The sequence below is a fragment of the Rhizobium sp. Root1334 genome, from assembly GCF_001426665.1.
GTDB lineage: Bacteria > Pseudomonadota > Alphaproteobacteria > Rhizobiales > Rhizobiaceae > Pararhizobium.
Window position 1 is genome coordinate 1,018,719 of the sequence record NZ_LMEY01000001.1, and the last position, 18,055, is coordinate 1,036,773.

19 protein-coding genes and 1 pseudogene are annotated in these 18,055 nt (G+C 60.6%); 10 read left to right on the plus strand and 10 right to left on the minus strand.

The genetic code is table 11. From position 1 onward, the window contains the following. Positions 1 to 164: 164 nt before the first annotated feature. Positions 165 to 1,208 carry a glycosyltransferase family 1 protein gene (locus ASD36_RS04895; RefSeq protein WP_060500674.1) on the plus strand — a complete coding sequence of 348 codons (1,044 nt, stop codon included), beginning with the start codon at positions 165 to 167 and terminating at the stop codon, positions 1,206 to 1,208. A 163-nt stretch (positions 1,209 to 1,371) separates the two neighbouring features. Here the strand turns inward: ASD36_RS04895 and ASD36_RS04900 are convergent, their stop codons facing one another. The 3 genes from ASD36_RS04900 to ASD36_RS04910 all read right to left on the minus strand — a co-directional run bounded on the left by ASD36_RS04900 (position 1,372) and on the right by ASD36_RS04910 (position 3,740). Continuing rightward, complete coding sequence (locus ASD36_RS04900; RefSeq protein ID WP_060500676.1) at positions 1,372 to 2,298, minus strand: carbohydrate kinase; 927 nt, start codon at positions 2,296 to 2,298, stop codon at positions 1,372 to 1,374. Between the two features lie 74 nt (positions 2,299 to 2,372). Then, a complete protein-coding gene (locus ASD36_RS04905) occupies positions 2,373 to 3,071 on the minus strand; it encodes an orotate phosphoribosyltransferase (protein WP_060500678.1) in 699 nt (232 codons plus the stop codon). A 105-nt stretch (positions 3,072 to 3,176) separates the two neighbouring features. Next, positions 3,177 to 3,740, minus strand: a complete 564-nt coding sequence (locus ASD36_RS04910) for a glyoxalase superfamily protein (protein WP_060500680.1) — start codon at positions 3,738 to 3,740, stop codon at positions 3,177 to 3,179. 400 nt (positions 3,741 to 4,140) lie between these two features. Here ASD36_RS04910 and ASD36_RS04915 point away from each other — a divergent pair, with 400 nt between their 5' ends. Further along, positions 4,141 to 4,644 carry a hypothetical protein gene (locus ASD36_RS04915; protein ID WP_060500682.1) on the plus strand — a complete coding sequence of 168 codons (504 nt, stop codon included), beginning with the start codon at positions 4,141 to 4,143 and terminating at the stop codon, positions 4,642 to 4,644. A 42-nt stretch (positions 4,645 to 4,686) separates the two neighbouring features. Here ASD36_RS04915 and pyrC read toward each other — a convergent pair whose 3' ends face one another. The 5 genes from pyrC to ASD36_RS04940 all read right to left on the minus strand — a co-directional run bounded on the left by pyrC (position 4,687) and on the right by ASD36_RS04940 (position 9,440). After that, positions 4,687 to 5,739: a dihydroorotase gene (gene pyrC / locus ASD36_RS04920; protein WP_060500684.1), complete on the minus strand. Its 1,053-nt coding sequence runs from the start codon at positions 5,737 to 5,739 to the stop codon at positions 4,687 to 4,689. A 107-nt stretch (positions 5,740 to 5,846) separates the two neighbouring features. Next, entirely contained in the window at positions 5,847 to 6,482 is a 636-nt protein-coding gene (locus tag ASD36_RS04925) for a nucleoside triphosphate hydrolase (RefSeq protein WP_060500686.1), read from the minus strand. After that, the gene (locus tag ASD36_RS04930; protein ID WP_082511891.1) at positions 6,479 to 7,276 is read right to left on the minus strand and encodes an ATP-binding cassette domain-containing protein; all 798 of its coding nucleotides are present in this window, start codon (positions 7,274 to 7,276) and stop codon (positions 6,479 to 6,481) included. The genes ASD36_RS04925 and ASD36_RS04930 overlap by 4 nt, the downstream gene beginning before the upstream one ends. Continuing rightward, the gene (locus tag ASD36_RS04935; RefSeq protein ID WP_060500690.1) at positions 7,252 to 8,310 is read right to left on the minus strand and encodes an ABC transporter permease; all 1,059 of its coding nucleotides are present in this window, start codon (positions 8,308 to 8,310) and stop codon (positions 7,252 to 7,254) included. The genes ASD36_RS04930 and ASD36_RS04935 overlap by 25 nt, the downstream gene beginning before the upstream one ends. Before the next feature lie 104 nt (positions 8,311 to 8,414). Beyond that, positions 8,415 to 9,440 carry a sugar ABC transporter substrate-binding protein gene (locus ASD36_RS04940; protein ID WP_060500692.1) on the minus strand — a complete coding sequence of 342 codons (1,026 nt, stop codon included), beginning with the start codon at positions 9,438 to 9,440 and terminating at the stop codon, positions 8,415 to 8,417. 300 nt (positions 9,441 to 9,740) lie between these two features. On the opposite strand from ASD36_RS04940, the gene ASD36_RS04945 reads away from it, so the two are divergent. Further along, positions 9,741 to 10,973, plus strand: coding sequence for an ROK family transcriptional regulator (locus ASD36_RS04945; protein WP_060500693.1), 1,233 nt, complete (start codon positions 9,741 to 9,743; stop codon positions 10,971 to 10,973). Next, positions 10,973 to 11,401 carry an RbsD/FucU domain-containing protein gene (locus ASD36_RS04950; RefSeq protein ID WP_060500695.1) on the plus strand — a complete coding sequence of 143 codons (429 nt, stop codon included), beginning with the start codon at positions 10,973 to 10,975 and terminating at the stop codon, positions 11,399 to 11,401. Before ASD36_RS04945 ends, ASD36_RS04950 begins: the two co-directional genes overlap by 1 nt. Positions 11,402 to 11,473: 72 nt before the next feature. Here the strand turns inward: ASD36_RS04950 and ASD36_RS04955 are convergent, their stop codons facing one another. Continuing rightward, a complete protein-coding gene (locus ASD36_RS04955; protein ID WP_060500697.1) occupies positions 11,474 to 11,857 on the minus strand; it encodes a DoxX family protein in 384 nt (127 codons plus the stop codon). A gap of 291 nt (positions 11,858 to 12,148) precedes the next feature. Between ASD36_RS04955 and ASD36_RS04960 the strand changes: the two genes are divergently transcribed. Both ASD36_RS04960 and ASD36_RS04965 read left to right on the plus strand, forming a co-directional pair. Then, positions 12,149 to 12,853, plus strand: coding sequence for a Crp/Fnr family transcriptional regulator (locus tag ASD36_RS04960; RefSeq protein ID WP_060500700.1), 705 nt, complete (start codon positions 12,149 to 12,151; stop codon positions 12,851 to 12,853). A 4-nt stretch (positions 12,854 to 12,857) separates the two neighbouring features. Further along, a complete protein-coding gene (locus tag ASD36_RS04965; RefSeq protein WP_060500702.1) occupies positions 12,858 to 14,714 on the plus strand; it encodes an adenylate/guanylate cyclase domain-containing protein in 1,857 nt (618 codons plus the stop codon). Between the two features lie 37 nt (positions 14,715 to 14,751). On the opposite strand, the gene ASD36_RS04970 is transcribed toward ASD36_RS04965, so the two are convergent. Continuing rightward, a complete protein-coding gene (locus ASD36_RS04970; protein ID WP_060501376.1) occupies positions 14,752 to 15,375 on the minus strand; it encodes a FecR family protein in 624 nt (207 codons plus the stop codon). 221 nt (positions 15,376 to 15,596) lie between these two features. Here ASD36_RS04970 and ASD36_RS31745 point away from each other — a divergent pair. From ASD36_RS31745 to ASD36_RS04985, 4 genes and pseudogenes are all read left to right on the plus strand, one after another. Next, positions 15,597 to 16,142: pseudogene (locus tag ASD36_RS31745) on the plus strand (sel1 repeat family protein); the annotation flags it as partial. A gap of 18 nt (positions 16,143 to 16,160) precedes the next feature. Further along, positions 16,161 to 16,487, plus strand: coding sequence for a tetratricopeptide repeat protein (locus ASD36_RS31750; protein WP_347360122.1), 327 nt, complete (start codon positions 16,161 to 16,163; stop codon positions 16,485 to 16,487). Positions 16,488 to 16,762: 275 nt separating this feature from the next. Then, a complete protein-coding gene (locus ASD36_RS04980; RefSeq protein WP_060500704.1) occupies positions 16,763 to 17,569 on the plus strand; it encodes a phosphodiesterase in 807 nt (268 codons plus the stop codon). Positions 17,570 to 17,737: 168 nt separating this feature from the next. Beyond that, the gene (locus ASD36_RS04985) at positions 17,738 to 18,052 is read left to right on the plus strand and encodes a YkgJ family cysteine cluster protein (protein ID WP_037204632.1); all 315 of its coding nucleotides are present in this window, start codon (positions 17,738 to 17,740) and stop codon (positions 18,050 to 18,052) included. Positions 18,053 to 18,055 lie beyond the last annotated feature (3 nt).

Genomic DNA, 18,055 nt, shown 5'->3' on the forward strand with positions numbered 1-18,055 from the left:
GGCGCAGCTGCGCCCGGTTCTGCTGCCTCCCCCTGAGGCCGCTCGCCGATATGGCAATCATCTGCCTGTCATCAGAGCATGATCAAACGGGCCAAATGCAGCAGCCACCTGATTCGAGGTCAGCCGGTGCTCCCGCAGGTGCCAAAGCCGCATCGAGGCGACTTATGGAAAAAACCGTTCTCGTTGTTACCGACGCCTGGCATCCGCAGGTCAATGGCGTTGTGCGCACGCTCGATGAACTCGCCCGCTCGTTGAAAGAACAGGGCATCGCCATTCACTTTCTGACACCGGAACGCTTTACCACTTTTCCGTTGCCCTTCTATCCCGACATCCGGCTGGCGCTGCCGACGCGTAAGCAGGTGGCGGGCGAAATCGACGCGGTGGCGCCCGACTACATCCATATCGCCACGGAAGGGCCACTTGGTCTCGTGGCACGCGGTATCTGCCTGCGCCGGGGCCTGCCGTTCACCACGAGCTATCACACGCGCTTTCCAGAGTTCGTCAGCGCCCGCCTGCCTATCCCCGAAAGTTGGAGCTATTGGTGGCTGCGCCAGTTTCACAATTCCGGTAATGGCATGATGGTGGCGACCGCGTCGCTCGGCACCGAAATGGCCGCGCACGGCTTTCACAATATCAAGCGCTGGACGCGGGGTATTGATACGGCTTTGTTCGATCCGGCACGCCGTCAGGACCTGCCGTTTCCCCGCCCGATTTTCCTCAATGTCGGGCGGGTTGCCGTGGAGAAGAACCTGCCGGCCTTTCTCGATCTCGACCTGCCCGGGAGCAAGATCGTCGTTGGCGACGGCCCGGATCTGGCCGCTTTGCGGCAGCGCTATCCGGATGTGTATTTCCTCGGAAAACGCCTGGGAACGGACTTGGCGACGCTCTACGCATCGGCTGACGTCTTCGTCTTTCCAAGCCGGGTCGACACGTTCGGTAATGTCATCCTCGAGGCACTCGCCAGCGGCTGCCCTGTTGCCGCTTTCCCAGTGACGGCGCCGAAGGATATTCTGGGAGACGGCAGCGGCGCACTGTCGAGCAACCTGCAGCAGGCGGCGCTTGCCGCCCTGGCATTGTCCCGGGAGGACGCACGGCAGAAAGCGCTGACGTTCAGCTGGAGTGAATGCGCCCGCCAGTTTCTGTCAAATCTCGCAGGCGTGCCCCAAAATGCCTTTGCAGGACGAGGCCGCCGCTTACGGCTGATGTAGATTGCCGAGGCAGCAATACCTCACCCTCCCCTTGAGGGGGAGGGTCGGCACGCAGTGCCGGGGTGGGGTGAGTTGCGGGGCATATGCAATTGATTGTGGCGTTCGTGGTGGTCACCCCCACCCGCCGCTTCGCGGCGACCTCCCCCCTCAAGGGGGAGGTGGATTACAGCCCGATCTCGTAGCTCCACGGCGGGTTTGCCCCCGCCCGCGAAACGGTAACGGCGGCCGCCTTCGCACCCAGTGCCAAAGCGTCGCGGACGGCGCTCTCGCTGAGGTTTGCAACCTGTTCCTTGGTGAGCAGATTGTTCATCTTCAGCGACGCCAAGATACCCGCATCGAACGTGTCACCAGCACCGACCGTATCGACCACCTCGACCTTTTCGCCTGGTACCGACACCTTGCCGCGCGTCGTGTAGCCGTCGGCCCCATCGGCGCCCTTGGTGATGACCACGAGTTTCGGGCCGCGCTGCAGCCACTTGGCCACCAGTTCGTCATGCGTGCCCTCTTCGCCAAACCAGTCGAGATCCTCGTCCGAGAACTTGACGATGTCGGACATTGCCGCCATCCGCAGCATGCGGGCCTTGTGGGCTTCGGCATCCTTGATGAAACCGGGGCGGATGTTGGGATCGAAGGAGATCACCCGCTTCTGATGCTCGCGGGTCATCAACGCTTCGTAAGTCGACCCGCACGGTTCAGGGATCAGGCTGATGGCGCCGAAATGCAGCGCCTCACAGAAATCGCCGAGCGCCGGAAGGTGATCCTTGGTGATCATCCGGCCGGCCGTGTTTTCGTCGAAGAAGGCATAGGTCGCCGAACCGTTGACCAGCTTAACAAAGGCAACGGTGGTGTGCAGCGACAGGGTTGCGCAGGGACCGAAATCGACATTGCTGGATTTCAACGTGTCGCGCAGCATGTCGCCGAACATGTCGTCGGAGAGACCGGTGAAGAAGCCGGTGGGGATGCCGAGACGCCCAAGAGCGATGGCCGTGTTGAAGATCGCACCGCCGGAATAGGGAGCAAACGCTGTTTCGCCCGCCGTCGTCTGGCGTGGCAGCATGTCGATCAAGGCTTCCCCACAGCAAACGATCACGGCAACGTCCTCCCTATCCTGGATGTCATTTCAATCGATTTAAACCAAACTCCGCCGGATTTCCAGCGCCGTTTTCAAGCTGTCGCGAGTTCGCTGACACCCCCGTTGCGACCGGACCATTCGAGCGGCGCATTGAGGAAGGCCTCGACCTCCGACAACGTCTTTTCGTCGAACAATTTCTGCAGCTTGGCAACAGCCAGTACATCGCGCCAGGTGGCGATATTGTGCAGCGTCACGCCCTTGTCCAACATCTCGCCCCGCGCCTTCGGGAAGATATCGTAGTAGAACAGAGCCATGCCGTGATCGACGACGCCGCCAGCGGCGCGGATGGCATCGATGAACTTGAACATCGAGCCGCCCGCTGTCGTCAGGTCCTCGATGACGAGAACGCGGGCGCCTTCCGGCATATGACCTTCGATCTGGGCATTGCGGCCATGGCCCTTGGGCGCCTTGCGGACATAGATCATCGGCAGCGCCAGGCGCTCGGCCAGCATCGCAGCGAAAGGGATACCCGCCGTCTCGCCACCGGCAATGATATCGAATTTTTCGAAACCGGCTTCGCGCAGCACTGTGGCCGCGGCAAAATCCATCACCGCCGAGCGGATGCGCGGATAGGAAATCAGCTTGCGGCAATCGATATAGACAGGGCTCGCCATGCCGGATGCCAGCTTGTAGGGCTTGTCGGCACTGAAATGCACCGCCTTGATTTCCCAGAGCATCTTGGCAACGAGTTCGGCCATCACGGCCTTGTCGGGAAAGGATGTCTGGATCATCGGCGGGGCTCCTGCAGCTTCGGATTTTTATCACCCGCCGCATAGCAGGTCGGGCCGCGCAATGCCAGAGGTGGAGGGCGCGGCAGAGCCGCCGCGCCGCCAAAATCAGCCGTTCTGGCTCTCGCCCTGCTGCTGGCAGAAGGTGATGCGGTTGTTGAAGGGATCGATCACCTCGACCTCCAGCCCCCACGGTGCCTTTGTCACGCCGGGCTTCATGTAGCGGTAGTTTTTGGCCGCCAGTTCCGCCTGCAGCGCCACGGCATCGCCGACGCGGACGAAGGCACGGGCGCCGGGGCTCGCGTCACCGGCGTGCTCGCTCAGATGCAGGATCATGTCTTCCCGGGTGACCTGGCAATAGAGCGGAAAATTGTCGCCGAAGCGGTGTTCCCAATCGAGCGTGAAGCCGAGAAAACCGCAATAGAACTCCATCGCCTTGGCGACATCGAAGATGCGGAAGATCGGGATCGGCGGCTGAATGCCGACGTGGCCGTCCTGCCTTTGCGGCTTGTCTGCCGCGTCGATCTTTGCCGACAGGATATTCCATTGATCGTAGCCAAACTGACCGGCGACGATCTCAAGGGCTTCGCTGTGGGAAAGGTTTGTGTTGCGATCGGCAAAGGCTTGTTTCAGCACCTTTGCCATCAGTTTTGCATCGCGAAAATCGCGCATGGTTCATCCTCCGTCTGGCGGCAAACAGGACGATCAGTGCCCGCTCTGCTGACCCGTTCGCCATCAACGCCAAAAGGCAAGGATGAGAAGGTTTGGATGGATGCATTCACCATTCGTGCCAAGGCACTGCGGGGCGGCTGGCCGCATCCGGCCTGCCCCATTGTTAGGCGAAGTTTTTTCCCCGATCAAGTCCGCCGCTCGCCGATTTCAAACAGCACTCTGTCACCGGGTCAGCGTAGCGCGCCACCGGCAAGATCCGCCAGATTAATTCTTGGTAAGCTTCAGCTATATTAGAGAAAAAACCACGATCCGGACACAAACCGGGAGACATATCTGTAGTTGAGGCGGACGTTCAACGCGTCGCTGAACGCCTGATGCCCTCGTATCATGAGGTTATCCAATGAAGATGATCAGCCTTGCCACCCTCGCCGCTCTTTCTCTTGCTCCCTTCGTCCTGTCCTCCGCCGCAAATGCCATGAGCATGACGGATTGCAGCGCCAAGTATAAAACGGCCCAGTCGGCCGGAACGCTGAACGGAATGAAGTGGAACGATTTCCGCAAAGCGCAATGCGGAACCGATGCCGCCGCGACATCCATGACACCGGCTTCCACGAAAACGGCCGCGAAAAAACCGGCTGCGATGAGTACCGACCAGGAACCAACGATGGCCAATACGGAGAATATGCCGGAACCGGCCAAGACCACGGCAAAGGCACCGAAAGGCGTCGTCTTCCCGACCAAGGTCGATTCCAAATATTCGACCGAGACTGCGGGCAAGGCCCGGATGCATACCTGCCTCGATCAATACAAGGCCGACAAGGCCGACAATTCACTCAACGGCCTTGCCTGGATCCAAAAGGGCGGCGGCTTCTACAGCATCTGCAATTCGAAGCTCAAATCCTGACAGCACAACGCCTGTTTCCCGGAGGCGGGCTTTGGCTCACCTTCAGGAAACGGCCCAATGCAGCGGAAACATCGGATCGAACACCGTCACCGTACCTGCTTCCGTCTCGATCTTTTCCGGGAATGTCAGAGCGTCTGCCTGCTTGCGCAATGTGATCGTCTCCTCGTTGACCGGCAGGCCGTACCAGGCCGGACCATTCAGCGATGTGAAGGCCTCCAGCTTGTCCAGGGCATTTTCCTGTTCGAACACATGCGCAAGGCAGCTCATCGTGTTGATCGAGGTATAGATACCGGCACAGCCGCAGGCGCACTCCTTCAGCGGATCGACATGCGGCGCAGAATCCGTGCCGAGGAAGAAACGGCCATCGCCGGAGGTTGCCGCAGCCCGCAGCGCCAGACGATGCAGTTCGCGCTTGGCGACCGGCAGGCAATAGTAATGCGGGCGGATACCGCCGACCAGGATGGCGTTGCGGTTGATAATCAGATGATGGGTGGTGATCGAACCGGCGAGATTGCTCTTTGCCGACTTGATGTAGTCGATACCGTCCTTGGTGGTGACATGCTCCATCGTCACCTTCAGTTCCGGCAGGCGGGCACGAAGCGGCTCGAGCACGGTTTCGATGAAGACGGCTTCGCGGTCGAAAATATCGATTTCCGGCGTCGTCACCTCACCGTGGACACAAAGCGGCAGGCCGATCTTGGCCATCCGCTCCAGAACCGGCATGGCATTTTCAAAGTTGCGCACGCCGCCATGCGAATTGGTGGTCGCGCCGGCCGGATAGAGCTTGACGGCCTTGATCAGGCCGCTGGCATGACCAGCCTCGACGTCATCCGGGTTGGTTCCCTCGGTGAGATAGAGCGTCATCAGCGGCTCGAAACGGTCGCCCTTCGGCAAGGCGGCCATGATGCGTTCGCGATAGGCCGTCGCATCGGCGGTGGTCACCACCGGCGGCACAAGATTGGGCATGATGATGGCGCGGGCGAAGTGGCGGCTGGTGTCACCGATGACGCCCTTGAGCATGCCGCCATCGCGCAGATGCAGATGCCAGTCGTCGGGACGGCGGATCGTCAGTTCGGTGACGGACTGTGGGCTCATGGCGGTATCTCCAGACGCAATCTTTTGCGCATGGGTTCGGGCATGCGCTGACCGAAGGCTCCGATAGCATCATTGTGTGGCGGAAAACAATGATCGATTGCCCGGCATCAGGCCGTTTCGAAAATCTCGATGGCGATATCGGCCGGCCTCGAATTGTCGATGATCCGTTTGCCGTTCGGCAGATCGTTGCCGTAGAGCTTCCATTCGATGCCCGCGGCATCCAGCCCATAATGGACCCAGCGCTGCCGCAGCCGCTCTTCCAGCACCTCATAGGGTGGACCGACGAAGATCGACAGGTCGAACATGCCATCGAGCCGCGACCACGGCGCCTCGTTCAGCAGCAGGTAATTGCCTTCAGCAAGGATGATACGCATTTCCGGCGATACCGGCCGGGCCGACGCAATGGCGATTTCGCGCGACCGGTCGAATACCGGCACGAGAACCTCTTCATCGGCCTTGCGCACCGCTGAAACGATATCGATGAAGGCGCGCACATCGAAGGTCTCCGGCGCGCCTTTGCGCTTCAGCAGGCCGCGCTCTTCGAGAATGCCGTTGTCCATGTGAAAACCGTCCATCGGCAGCACGGCCGATTTTTCGCCACGGCGCGTCAGCTCCTCCTGCAGCGCATCTGCAAGCGTGGACTTGCCGGCCCCCGGGGGGCCGGCGATGGCGACGATGAAGCGGGACGACTTACCCGCCTTCTCGACGATGCTATCCGCGATGGCGGCAAGCGTCATGGTCATGCGACGGCAGCCTCCGGCGGAACCTTGGCCCCTGTCATAAAGGCGACGGCATCCGACATCGTATAGTCCTTCGGATTGATGACGCAGAGGCGTTTGCCAAGCCGGTGGATGTGGATGCGGTCTGCCACCTCGAACACATGCGGCATGTTGTGCGAGATCAGCACGATCGGCAGGCCGCGCTTGCGAACGTCGAGGATCAGCTCCAGAACCTTGCGCGATTCCTTCACCCCAAGGGCCGCCGTCGGCTCATCGAGAATGATGACCTTGGAGCCGAAGGCTGCGGCACGCGCCACCGCGACCCCCTGTCGCTGGCCGCCGGACAGGGTTTCCACCGCCTGATTGATGTTCTGGATCGTCATCAGCCCCAGTTCACTCAATTTGTCGCGGGCGATCTTCTCCATCTTCGGCCGGTCAAGCATCCGGAACAGCGAGCCCATCGGGCCGCTCCTGCGGATTTCGCGACCGAGGAACATGTTGTCGGCGATCGACAGAGCCGGCGACAGCGCAAGGTTCTGATAGACGGTCTCGATGCCAGCGGCGCGCGCCTCCATCGGATTGGAAAAGTGCACGACCTTTCCGTCAAGGCGGATTTCCCCCTCGTCGGGCCGGACGGCGCCTGAGATCGCCTTGATCAGCGAGGATTTTCCCGCACCATTGTCGCCGATCACGGCGAGGATTTCGCCGGGATAGAGATCGAAATCGGACTGATCGAGGGCCGTGACGCGGCCGTAGCGCTTGACGATACCACGTGCGGTGAGAAGGGGTTCCATCAGCCGGCTACCTTTCTGATCCATTGGTCGACCGCGACGGCCGAGATGATGAGGACACCGGTAAGACCGACTTTCCATTGCGGATCGGCACCGAGCATGTTGAGGCCCATCGAGACGACGCCGACGATCAGCGCGCCAAACAAGGTCCCGAGGATGGAACCACGGCCGCCAAACAACGAGATCCCGCCAATCACCGCTGCTGTAATGGCCTGCAGGTTGTAGTCGGTCACCGCCCAGGAGGGCGAGATAGAACCATTGCGGCCGATCGAGACCCAGGCGGCAAGCCCGGCAATCAGACCCGCCAGCGCATAGGTGCCGAGCAGGACGCGGTCGGTGCGGATACCGGAAAGTTTAGCGGCTTCAGGATCGTCACCGACGGCATAAAGGTGCCGCCCCCAGGCGGTGTGATTGAGCGCATACCAGAGTACCAGCACCAGCACGACCATCATGATCACGCCGAGCGTGAACACCGCCGAGCCGAGCTTCAGACTGTACCCGAAGATCCCAAGGAAGGGCGCCGACGCCTCGATATCGGCGCGGCGAATGGTTTCGTTGGCGGAATAGATGTAGTTCGTCGCCGCGAAAATGCTCCATGTTCCAAGCGTGACGATGAACGGCGGCAGCTTCAGCCGGGCAACGAGGAAGCCGTTGATCAGACCGCAAACGCCGGCGACGATAAAGCCGACGAGCACGGCGAGCGGCGCCGGCATGCCATAGGTGACCGCGCAGTTGCCCATCGCAACCGCGGAGAGGACCATAATCACGCCGATCGAGAGATCGATACCGGCAGTCAGGATGACCAGCGTTTGCGCCGCGCCAAGAATACCGACGACGGCGATCTGCTGCAGGATCAAAGTCAGCGTTCCGGCGGTGAAGAACCGCTCGCCCTTGAGGACGCCGAACACGATAATGGATACAATCAGCACGATTGCCGGCACGGCGGCCGGTGTCGAATGCAGGAAATGCTGAACGCGCCGCAGAAGCGAACGATCTTCGAATGAAGCGACTGTTTTGTCGCTCTGATCCAGTGTTTTTTCGAATTCCTGGACGCTTGTCATGACAACGCCTCCCTCCCAAGAGACCGGCCTACCAACCGGTTGTTGAAAAGGGCGGCCATGAAACCGCCCTTCCATATTGATTGTGTGCTCAAAGCCCTAAGGCATCAACCCCAGCACTTGTCCGTGCCAGTCTTGACGTCGATCGACTCGACGCCGGCGGCCGGCTTGTCGGTGACGAGTGCCACGCCCGTATCGAAGAAGTCCTTGCCTTCGGTCGGCTTCGGCTTGGTGCCGTCCTTGGCGTACTGGGCGATCGCTTCGATGCCGAGCGAGGCCATCAGCAGCGGATACTGCTGCGACGTTGCACCGATGACGCCTTCAGCCACCGACTTGACGCCCGGGCAACCGCCGTCGACGGAAACGATCAGAACGTCCTTTTCCTTGCCGACGGCCTTCAGCGCTTCATACGCGCCGACTGCAGCGGGTTCGTTGATCGTGTGGATGACATTGATGTCCGGATCCTTCTGGAGAAGGTTTTCCATGGCGGTTCGGCCGCCTTCTTCGTTGCCGTTGGTCACGTCATGGCCGACGATGCGCGGATCGTCCTCATCGCCAATCTTCGCCGGATCCTTGGGGTCGATGCCGAAGCCGATCATGAAGCCCTGGTCGCGCAGAACGTCGACGGTCGGCTGCGAGGGAACGAGATCGAGGAAGCCGATCTTGGCATCCTTTGCCTTGTCGCCGAGGGTGGCGGCGGCCCAGGCGCCGATCAGCTTGCCGGCCTGCAGGTTGTCCGTTGCGAATGTTGCATCGGCGGAACCGGGCGGATCCAGTGGGGTGTCGAGCGCGATCACGAGAAGGCCGGCATCCTGCGCCTTCTTGACCTGGTCAACGATGGCCTTGGTGTCGGAAGCGGCAATCAGGATACCCTTGGCGCCATCGGCGATGCAGGATTCGATGGCAGCAACCTGACTGTCATGATCGCCATCGACCTTGCCGGCATAGGACTTCAGGTCAACACCCAGTTCCTTGGCCTTGGCTTCGGCGCCTTCCTTCATCTTGACGAAGAAGGGGTTGGTATCGGTCTTGGTAATCAGGCAAGCCGAAACACCGGCGGCCTGGGCAGGGGCTGAAAATACGACGCCAAGCGCCAGCGCGCCGAGAGCGGCGGAAACAATAGTCTTCTTCATGAAATCCTCCCAAGGATTGAAAAATGGAACCGGCGAACCGGTCCGTCAGGCTTCGCCCACCGCAACATCTCCTCTGTGCGGGTGGCGCTTCCGGACACAAAACAAACATCAAAATGAAATGCTGTCAATAAATAAATCAAATTGAATTATTAAAAATCTGTGCCATTCTCTGCGCAGAAAATCGGCATGCGCCTCTCTTGGTTGCAGTGCATGCAAGAAACAAAATAAAGGCGCGATCAGGAGGCCAGTCCGGAACAACCCAGCCCGGATAGGAGGTCACGCTTTAGGGAGGTAACGGGCATGACATCTCAGGCCGGTTCCGGCGGTGCATCGACCGTTCCGGACGTCTTCGACCCCGGCGGCGGCGCAAATCTGACTCGCGTGCGGGCCTACAACGAACGGCTGGTCATGTCGCTGGTGCGCCGCCACGGCAGCCTGTCGAAGGCCGACATTGCCCGGCGTTCCGGCCTTTCGGCACAGACGGTGACGGTCATCATGCGGGCGCTGGAAAAAGACAACCTGTTGATGCGCGGCGAACCCGTGCGCGGCCGTGTCGGCCAGCCCTCGATCCCGATGCGGCTCAATCCGGATGCGGTCTATTCCTACGGCGTCAAGATCGGCCGGCGCAGCTGCGATCTCGTGCTGATGGATTTCGTCGGCAATATCCGCCTGCAGTTACATCAAGCGCATGCCTATCCGATGCCCGGCGACATCCTGTCCTTCATCGTAGAAGGTATCCCCAAACTCGAAAAGATGCTGACTGCGGAGCAACGCGAACGTATCGCGGGCGTCGGCATCGCTACCCCTTTCCAGCTCTGGAGCTGGGCCGAGGAGACCGGCGCACCGCGCGAGGCGATGAACAGCTGGCGCGGTTTTGATCTGCGCGAAGAGGTGGCGGCCCGCACCCATCACCCCGTGCTGATGCAGAACGATGCCACCAGCGCCTGCGGTGCCGAACTGATCTTCGGAGTCGGCTCTTCCTATCCGGATTTCATCTATTTCTATATCGGCTCGTTCATCGGCGGCGGTATCGTCCTGAACTCGGCGCTGTTTTCCGGCCGCACCGGAACGGCAGGCGCCGTCGGCCCGCTGCAGGTTTCCGATAAGAATGGCAAGCCGCAGCAGCTGTTGAAGATCGCTTCGATATACGTGCTCGAAAATCTGCTGCGCGATAAGGGCATAGACCCAAAGCCACTCTGGTATTCCGCTGATGAATGGATCGATTTCGGCGAACCGCTGGAAACTTGGATTCAGCTGACGGCCGCGGCACTGGCGCAGGCCATCGTCTCCTCCGCCTCGATCATCGATTTCGGCGCCGCCGTGATCGACGGAGGCTTTCCCGGCTGGGTACGCGAACGCATCGTCGCGGCAATCCGCAATGCGGCGGGCGAACTCGATCTTGAAGGCGTCATCCTGCCTGACATCATTGAAGGTGCTGTCGGTGCCCAGGCCCGCGCCATTGGTGGCGCCAGCCTGCCGCTGTTCTCCCGTTACCTCATAGATACCAACGTTCTTTTCAAGGAAACACCCTGATGCTGAAAGGTCTGAACCCGCTTTTAAGCCCCGAGCTTTTAAGCACGTTGCGCGCCATGGGCCATGGCGACGAAATCGCATTGGTCGATGGAAATTATCCCGGCATGGAGCATGGCCGCCGGCTGATCCGGCTCGACGGGCATCATCTAATCCCGGTTCTCGACGCCATCCTCAGCGTTCTGCCGATCGACGACTTCGTGCAGGAAGCCATTTTTCGCGCCACCGTGAAACAGGATCGTGATGCACTCGACCCCGTGCATCAGGACATTATCGACTGCTGCGCCAAATACGAACCCGACCGTGCAGTCACACCACTTCTCGGGCCGGAATTCTATCCGAGGGTTCGCGCAGCCCATACCGTCGTCCAGACCAGCGAACCGCGGCTTTACGGCAATGTCATCCTGCGCAAGGGCGTCATCTATCCTTGACGATTATCCAGACACGAAAAAGCCCGCCGATTTTCCCAATCGGCGGGCTTTTTTTATTCAGCTATTCAGCAATCAGGCGCGCTTGGCATCGACCGAAAGGGAACCGGCACCGAAGGTGGCGACGAACAGGAAGCCGCCAGCCATGGCCAGGTTCTTCATGAAGTGGATGTCGTTGCCGGCAACCGAGAAGTCACCATGGCCGATGAACGCCGTGGCAACGCAGAAGAGCGCCAGGATGTAAGCTGCCGGGCGGGTGAAGAGGCCAACGAGAATGGCAAGACCACCGAGCAGTTCGACGGCGGTGACGAGGATGGCCGTGACCATCGGGAGCGGCAGGTTCATGCTGCCGAAATAGCCGGCAGTGCCGCCGAGTGCGGTGAGCTTGCCGTAGCCGGCGATAATGAAGAGGATCGACAGAAGGATACGTGCGACGAGGAGGACTGCATTCTGCGGCATTGGAAGAGACTCCGGTTGGGTTCTTTGTTGGCGACAGATTTATCAGCAATTCCCAATTCATCCAGCCCATGCGCCGGAGACAGATCGTTCACAATAAGTAGACGCCTTGCGCAGATCGTCAACCGAGCAAACGGTCACGTGTAATGAACATCGTTGTGACAGCGAAACCACCATGGCAGCGCCAGCATATCCCGGGCATTACCGCATCCTGAGTGTTTTTTGTTGCAACGCCTTAAAGACTGCGAGAAGAATTTCGGCGGGGCAGCAATGAATTTGCGGATGGGGAAGCAAATGAGCGAGATCAACAAGAGTCCAGCCTTCTGGCGTTCCTTTCCGATTTTCGAGGAATTCGACAAGGAGACGATTTCTGCGATCGCAGCACTTGCGACCTATCGCAAATGGACGCCGGGAACGGTGATTTTCCAGCGCGGCGATGAGGGTAATTACATGATTGCCGTCCTGTCCGGCCGCATCAAGCTGTCGCTGATCACGCCACAGGGCCGCGAATTGCTGCTTCGCCATATCGAGGCTGGAGCGCTTTTCGGCGAAATGGCCATTCTCGATAACCAGCCGCGTTCCGCCGATGCAACGGCGATCACGGCGACTGAAGGCTATGTCATCAGCAAGAAAGCCTTCCTCGACTTCATCACCCACACGCCGAATGCAGCGGAATCGATCATCCGTTATCTCTGCTCGCAGCTGCGCGACACGACAGACCGGCTGGAGACGATCGCGCTTTACGACCTGCACGCTCGCGTCGCGCGTTTTTTCCTCGCCACACTGAAACAGATCCACGGAACCGACCTGCCCGAAAGCGCAAATCTCCGCATCACGCTCAGCCAGTCCGACATTGCTGGAATACTCGGCGCCAGCCGCCCCAAGGTGAACCGGGCCATTCTGGCGCTGGAGGAAAGCGCCGCGATCAAGCGGGTCGACGGCGTCATCACCTGCCACATCGGCCGCCTGCAGAAGATCGCGGAACCGGAGGAGGAATAACCCTTTGAAAAGTTTCCGCCTGGCCCGAATCCGGCCGCTTTTTGCGGGGGCGGCTGCGAGCCTTTTCAGCGCATTGCTGCTGTTCTTCTATGGTGGGCCTGCGCTTGAGACACAGCGGGAACAGTTTTTCGATTCCCTCACCCAATGGGTTCCGGCGCCCCAATCGGCAGAAATCGTCGTCATCGACGTCGATCGCAAATCGATGCAGCAGTTGCAGGACAAGACCTGGGGCCGGAGCGAAATGGCCGGTCTCTTGTCGAAATTATCAAAGGCGGGCGCCAGGGCTGTCGCCCTCGATTTCATCTTCAGTACGGCCTGCGATCCGGCGGAACCATCCAACATTGCCCTGACGCAGGCGATTTCCGGCGTGCCCGTCATTCTCGGCTTCCTGATCGCCGATGGGGGACCGGAGCATCCGGCCCCCGTGCCGCCGGTTGCGGTCCGCAAGCCGGTCACCATTCCCGATCTCTGGTTCATCAATGGCGCGGAAGCATCCTGCAGCTTCCTGCAAACGGCGTCGCACTCGGCAGCAGCGGCGTTTCTGGTGGGCGACGAGGATGCCCGTATCCGCCGGGTCCAGGCTTTCTCGATTATCGGCAATGACGCCTATCCGGCGCTGGGGCTGGAAGCCGCGCGGTTGGCCGCAGGCGGCCGCACGCCAATTCTGGGCGGGCAACCCGCCTGGCTGAAGCTTGAGAGCCGGTTGATCGAGCTGGACGAGGATGGCAGCCTGCGTTTTGCCGCCAGCCCGATTGGCGCCATCGAGGCGCGCACGGTGTCGGCGGGCGATGTGCTGAGCGGCGCGGTTGCCGAGGGACGTTTCAAGGACAAGACGGTGCTGATCGGCAGCAGCCTGCCCAATCTCGGCGGACTGCGCTCCACCGCCTCGATGCCGCTTGAGCCATCGGTGCAAATCCATGCCGACATCGCCAATGCCGTGCTTACCGGCTTCATTCCCGAGAGACAGGCAAGACTGCCCCTGTTCGAAGCGGCGCTGGCCCTGATCGGCGGGCTTTTGGTGGCTTTTGTCGCCACGCGCCTGCGGCCGGTCACCGCCGTTGCCCTCGGGCTTCTGGCCATCTCCGCCACGATCGCCGCGGCCACCGCGATCTATGCCGGCTCCGCTCTCCTGGTCGATGCCGTCGGCATCAGCCTTGCTCTGATCTTCGTACTTGCCGTGACCAGCACGCTGCAATTCGCCCGTGTGCGGCGGGCGGAATCCGCGGCGCGCAGCAAATTCTCGCAATACCTGCCGCAATCCGTCGTCGCGCGATATATCGATAACCCGGATGACGACCGCGTGGCGGGAGAAGAACGCCCGGTCACTGCCCTGTTTACCGATATCGAGGGCTTTTCCACACTATCCCAGAAGCTTCCGCCACGCGATCTCGTCACCCTGCTCGACATCTACTACGCTGAGGTCAACGGTCTCGTCGCACAGTATGGCGGCATGGTCGACAAGGTGGTTGGCGACGCGGTGCATGCCTTCTTCAATGCGCCGGAGGATCTGGATGACCACGTCAACAAGGCGATCGACTGTGCCGAGGCAATCCGGGCTCTGACGGAGGAAATGCGGCAGCGTCCGGGTTTTGCCGAACACCAGTTCGGCCGCACCCGCATCGGCATCGAAACGGGGATCGCCGTGCTCGGCGAAGTCGGCGCCGGTGGCAAGCTCGACTATACCGCGCATGGCGACTGCATCAACCTTGCTGCCCGGCTTCAGGAAGCCAACAAATTTCTCGGCACCGCCATCTGCATCGGCCCGGAAGCCGCCGTCCAGAGCGGCCGCACACTGCGCTCGGTCGGCATGCACGAAATCCGGGGCTTTGGCGAAATGGAGCTGTTCACCAGTCAAGCCTGAACAGGCTTGGAGCGCTTCTGTCTAACGATGGGCCGCTCTAACGTTTCAGACCGGCGCTGGCATAAGCCTCGACGATCCGGGCTTCCTTCCATTTCACAGTCTCGTTCGGCGCTTCGCCCGGCTTTGCAATCTCGATGCCTTCACCGGCACCAACCAGCCGCTGGACTCCGCCGGCATCCACAGACACTTGGCCGTGTTCGACGAAGACGGCAAAGACACCGCGATTGGGGCCAGCAAAAAACTTCGTGCCCCGCACGCCGATCATGCCGAACGTGGTGCGCAGCGCCAGATCGATCTTCGGCAGGCCCTCCGGCCGGTCAAAAACCATCTGCCCCATCCCGAGCTCCATCGTCCCCCCCTGGCCGGCAATGAAGCTGTCGAGCAGCAGCTCCGTCTTGCTGCCCAAAAGGATGCGCGTGTCACCGACCAGCGCCAGATCGGCAAAACTGTCGCTGCCGGTCGCCACAAAATCATTGTCCATGATCTGCGCGCCCGTTGCCAGCCCTTCCTGCTTTTCCGCCCGCTTGAGATTGACCTTGCCGCGCACGTCAGATGCCTTGCCGATCACCGTACTTGCCTGGGTCGGTATGGCCGCAAGACCACCGGCGACCAGCGCACAGCCGGCGATGAATGTCCGCCGCCCGATAAGGCCTTGCCGCAGCAGTTGAATGTCTGGCGTCATTGTCCTTGCTCCTTGTTCACATAACCCGGTTTTCGGCGAGCGATCCATATCGGCGGGGTGGGAAATCCCGCTTCCGTCTGGATGCCGCTTTTCCCGGCCTGTCCTGATCCTCCTCTCCGGCTGCACCACGGACTGTTTCCCAAGGAACAGCCGCAGACCGGCGTGCGCCATAGGGTGACACAAACGCCAAGGAGAACGCCATGAAAAACGGACCCAGCAAGCGCATTTCAGCCATCAACGCGATCCTGCTTACCGCCGTCAGTCTGCTTTCAGTCGCCGCGATCGCCATTCCTTCCGCTCGCGCTGCCTCGGCGCTGCTGCCGGCAGACCAGTGCGATGCGGAAGCAGGCAGTGAACACGATCTGCAACGCAACCTCGCCTTTCGCCCCGTCGCGACCGAGGACATCCGCATCGGCATTGCCCTTTCGGCTTGCCGCGAGGCTTACAACCAGGGCAGCGGCCCCCGGCAGACCTTTGAGCTTGCCCGCGTGCTCCATGCTGCCGGCCAACGCGGGCAAGCCATGGCGATGCTGGAAAAGGCGGCGGAGGGCAACCATGCGGTCGCGATGGTGAATTATGCCGTGATGCTCGGTGAACGTGGTGACCATGCAGCGGAGTTTGCGCTCTACCAGAAGGCTGCCGCTACCGGCAATATTCTCGCCGCCTACAATCTCGGCGTTGCCTATCGCGACGGCATCGGCACGTCGGCCAACGGTGAACTTGCAGCGCAATGGTTCGAGCGGGCATCGGCCGCCAAGGATAATCTGGGCGCCTTCAATCTCGCCGTCATGCTGGATGAGGGCACGCAGATTCCGGAAGATAACCACAAGGCCGCACAATTTTACAAACTCGCCGCCGATCGCGGCAATGTCGATGCGATGGTCAATCTCGGGCTGATGCTGGAGAACGGCGAAGGCATGCCCGTCGATCGCGCTGCCGCAACTGCAATGTTCAGCCAGGCCGCCGAAATGGGTGACGTGTTCGCGCAAGGCAAGATCATTCAGCCGGCAATCGCCATCGCCGCCGCGACCGGCATCGAGCCGAACGAACAGGCAAGCCTGACTGTACCAAAGGCGGGCCGGGTAAAGTGAAAAGCCAGAACTGCGGCGCGGCACCGTTTTCCCCGGATACAGACCGGCCGCGAAATTGATCTATCCGCTGACGGTTACCACGCCCGCGGATTTTTCACATCGATAGTCCGCCTTGATGAGTACGGCGTGCCTTACCAAGGGCGTGGCCTGGGATGTGGTTTGAAACCGGCCCCTCTGATCGAATCCTCCCAATTATGTTGCTTGACGTGCGCCGCATCCAGCGACAGCGTGAATCTATTAATTAGAGTTTTCTTTTTTAATCGGATTTCCGCGAAATGACGAAGCTCATTATCTTCACCGACCTGCATATGGTGCCCGTGGGGCAGTCCATCATTGGCCTCGATCCGTTCAAACGGCTCGCCGCCGGTATCGACCACGTCAACCGTTACCACGCCGATGCGGACAGGATCATTGTCATGGGCGATCTGGCCCACCGGGCCGATCAGCCCTCCTACGAGCGGCTGAAAGGTCTGCTGGACCAGCTGATCCCGCCGCTTGCCATCACCATAGGCAATCATGACAACCGCGAAACCTTTCGCGATGTCTTTCCAGACGTTGCGACAGACGACGACGGTTTCGTCCAGCAAGTCATCGATTTTCCCGATTGCCGCGCCGTGATCCTCGATACGCTGTTTGCACCGCCTTACGACTACCCGCGCAGCCATGCCGGTTTCCTCTGCACCAAGCGGCTTGCCTGGCTCGACCGCCAACTGGAGACCGCAGGCGACTTGCCGGTGCTGTTGTTCATGCACCATCCGCCGCACGCCACCGGCTTTACCGGCATGGACCTGATGCGGCTGATCAATGAGGTGGATTTCTACGACGTCGTCAAACGCCGGGGCAATGTGCTGCACATTTTCGCTGGCCATGTGCACCGGACGATTTCGGGCTCCAGTCGCGGCATTCCGTTTTCGGTGTTCAAGAGCCCAGTCCACCAGCAGCCGATGCCCTTTGATGCGCCTGACCCTTCGCTCTCCGTCGACGAACCCGCCGCCTATGGCATCGCTGTGATGACCGACACCGGCATTCTGGTGCATACGGAAGACTATGAGATCGCGATCAGGGAAGCGGCGGTGGCGTGATGGGTCAGGCCCCTCCCCCTCGTGGGGAGGGGTTGGGGAGGGGACTTTCTGTTTATAAAAGAGCCCCTCCCCTCCGCTTCGCTACGACCCTCCCCACAAGGGGGAGGGTTAACCCGTGTATGACGCCACCCCATTCCGTTCCCGCATGATTTCAGCTACCCTACCCGCATGACCCTTGCCGTTCCCACCGATGATTTCGACTGCCAGAGTTGCGGCGCGTGCTGCAGCTATTCCGAAGACTGGCCACGGTTTTCACTTGAGACTGACGAGGAACTGGACCGTATCCCGGCAGAATATGTGTCAGCCGATCTTGGCGGCATGCGCTGCGAGGACAATCGCTGTTCGGCGCTCGACGGAAAGCTGGGCGTTCATGTCGGTTGCAAGATCTATGCCGTGCGCCCGATTGTCTGCCGAACCTGCATGCCGGGCGATGACGAATGCCTGATGGCTCGCCATAAACTATCCCAGAAAGTGCTTCTCTGACAC

Coding starts and splice junctions, on each gene's coding strand:
- ASD36_RS04955 (WP_060500697.1), bottom strand. CDS start 11,857: ATGCCGCAGAATGCAGTCCTCCTCGTCGCACGTATCCTTCTGTCGATC.
- ASD36_RS04985 (WP_037204632.1), top strand. CDS start 17,738: ATGACCCTTGCCGTTCCCACCGATGATTTCGACTGCCAGAGTTGCGGC.
- pyrC (WP_060500684.1), bottom strand. CDS start 5,739: ATGAGCCCACAGTCCGTCACCGAACTGACGATCCGCCGTCCCGACGAC.
- ASD36_RS04945 (WP_060500693.1), top strand. CDS start 9,741: ATGACATCTCAGGCCGGTTCCGGCGGTGCATCGACCGTTCCGGACGTC.
- ASD36_RS04950 (WP_060500695.1), top strand. CDS start 10,973: ATGCTGAAAGGTCTGAACCCGCTTTTAAGCCCCGAGCTTTTAAGCACG.
- ASD36_RS04935 (WP_060500690.1), bottom strand. CDS start 8,310: ATGACAAGCGTCCAGGAATTCGAAAAAACACTGGATCAGAGCGACAAA.
- ASD36_RS04940 (WP_060500692.1), bottom strand. CDS start 9,440: ATGAAGAAGACTATTGTTTCCGCCGCTCTCGGCGCGCTGGCGCTTGGC.
- ASD36_RS04980 (WP_060500704.1), top strand. CDS start 16,763: ATGACGAAGCTCATTATCTTCACCGACCTGCATATGGTGCCCGTGGGG.
- ASD36_RS04895 (WP_060500674.1), top strand. CDS start 165: ATGGAAAAAACCGTTCTCGTTGTTACCGACGCCTGGCATCCGCAGGTC.
- ASD36_RS04910 (WP_060500680.1), bottom strand. CDS start 3,740: ATGCGCGATTTTCGCGATGCAAAACTGATGGCAAAGGTGCTGAAACAA.
- ASD36_RS04930 (WP_082511891.1), bottom strand. CDS start 7,276: ATGGATCAGAAAGGTAGCCGGCTGATGGAACCCCTTCTCACCGCACGT.
- ASD36_RS04915 (WP_060500682.1), top strand. CDS start 4,141: ATGAAGATGATCAGCCTTGCCACCCTCGCCGCTCTTTCTCTTGCTCCC.
- ASD36_RS04925 (WP_060500686.1), bottom strand. CDS start 6,482: ATGACCATGACGCTTGCCGCCATCGCGGATAGCATCGTCGAGAAGGCG.
- ASD36_RS04960 (WP_060500700.1), top strand. CDS start 12,149: ATGAGCGAGATCAACAAGAGTCCAGCCTTCTGGCGTTCCTTTCCGATT.
- ASD36_RS04905 (WP_060500678.1), bottom strand. CDS start 3,071: ATGATCCAGACATCCTTTCCCGACAAGGCCGTGATGGCCGAACTCGTT.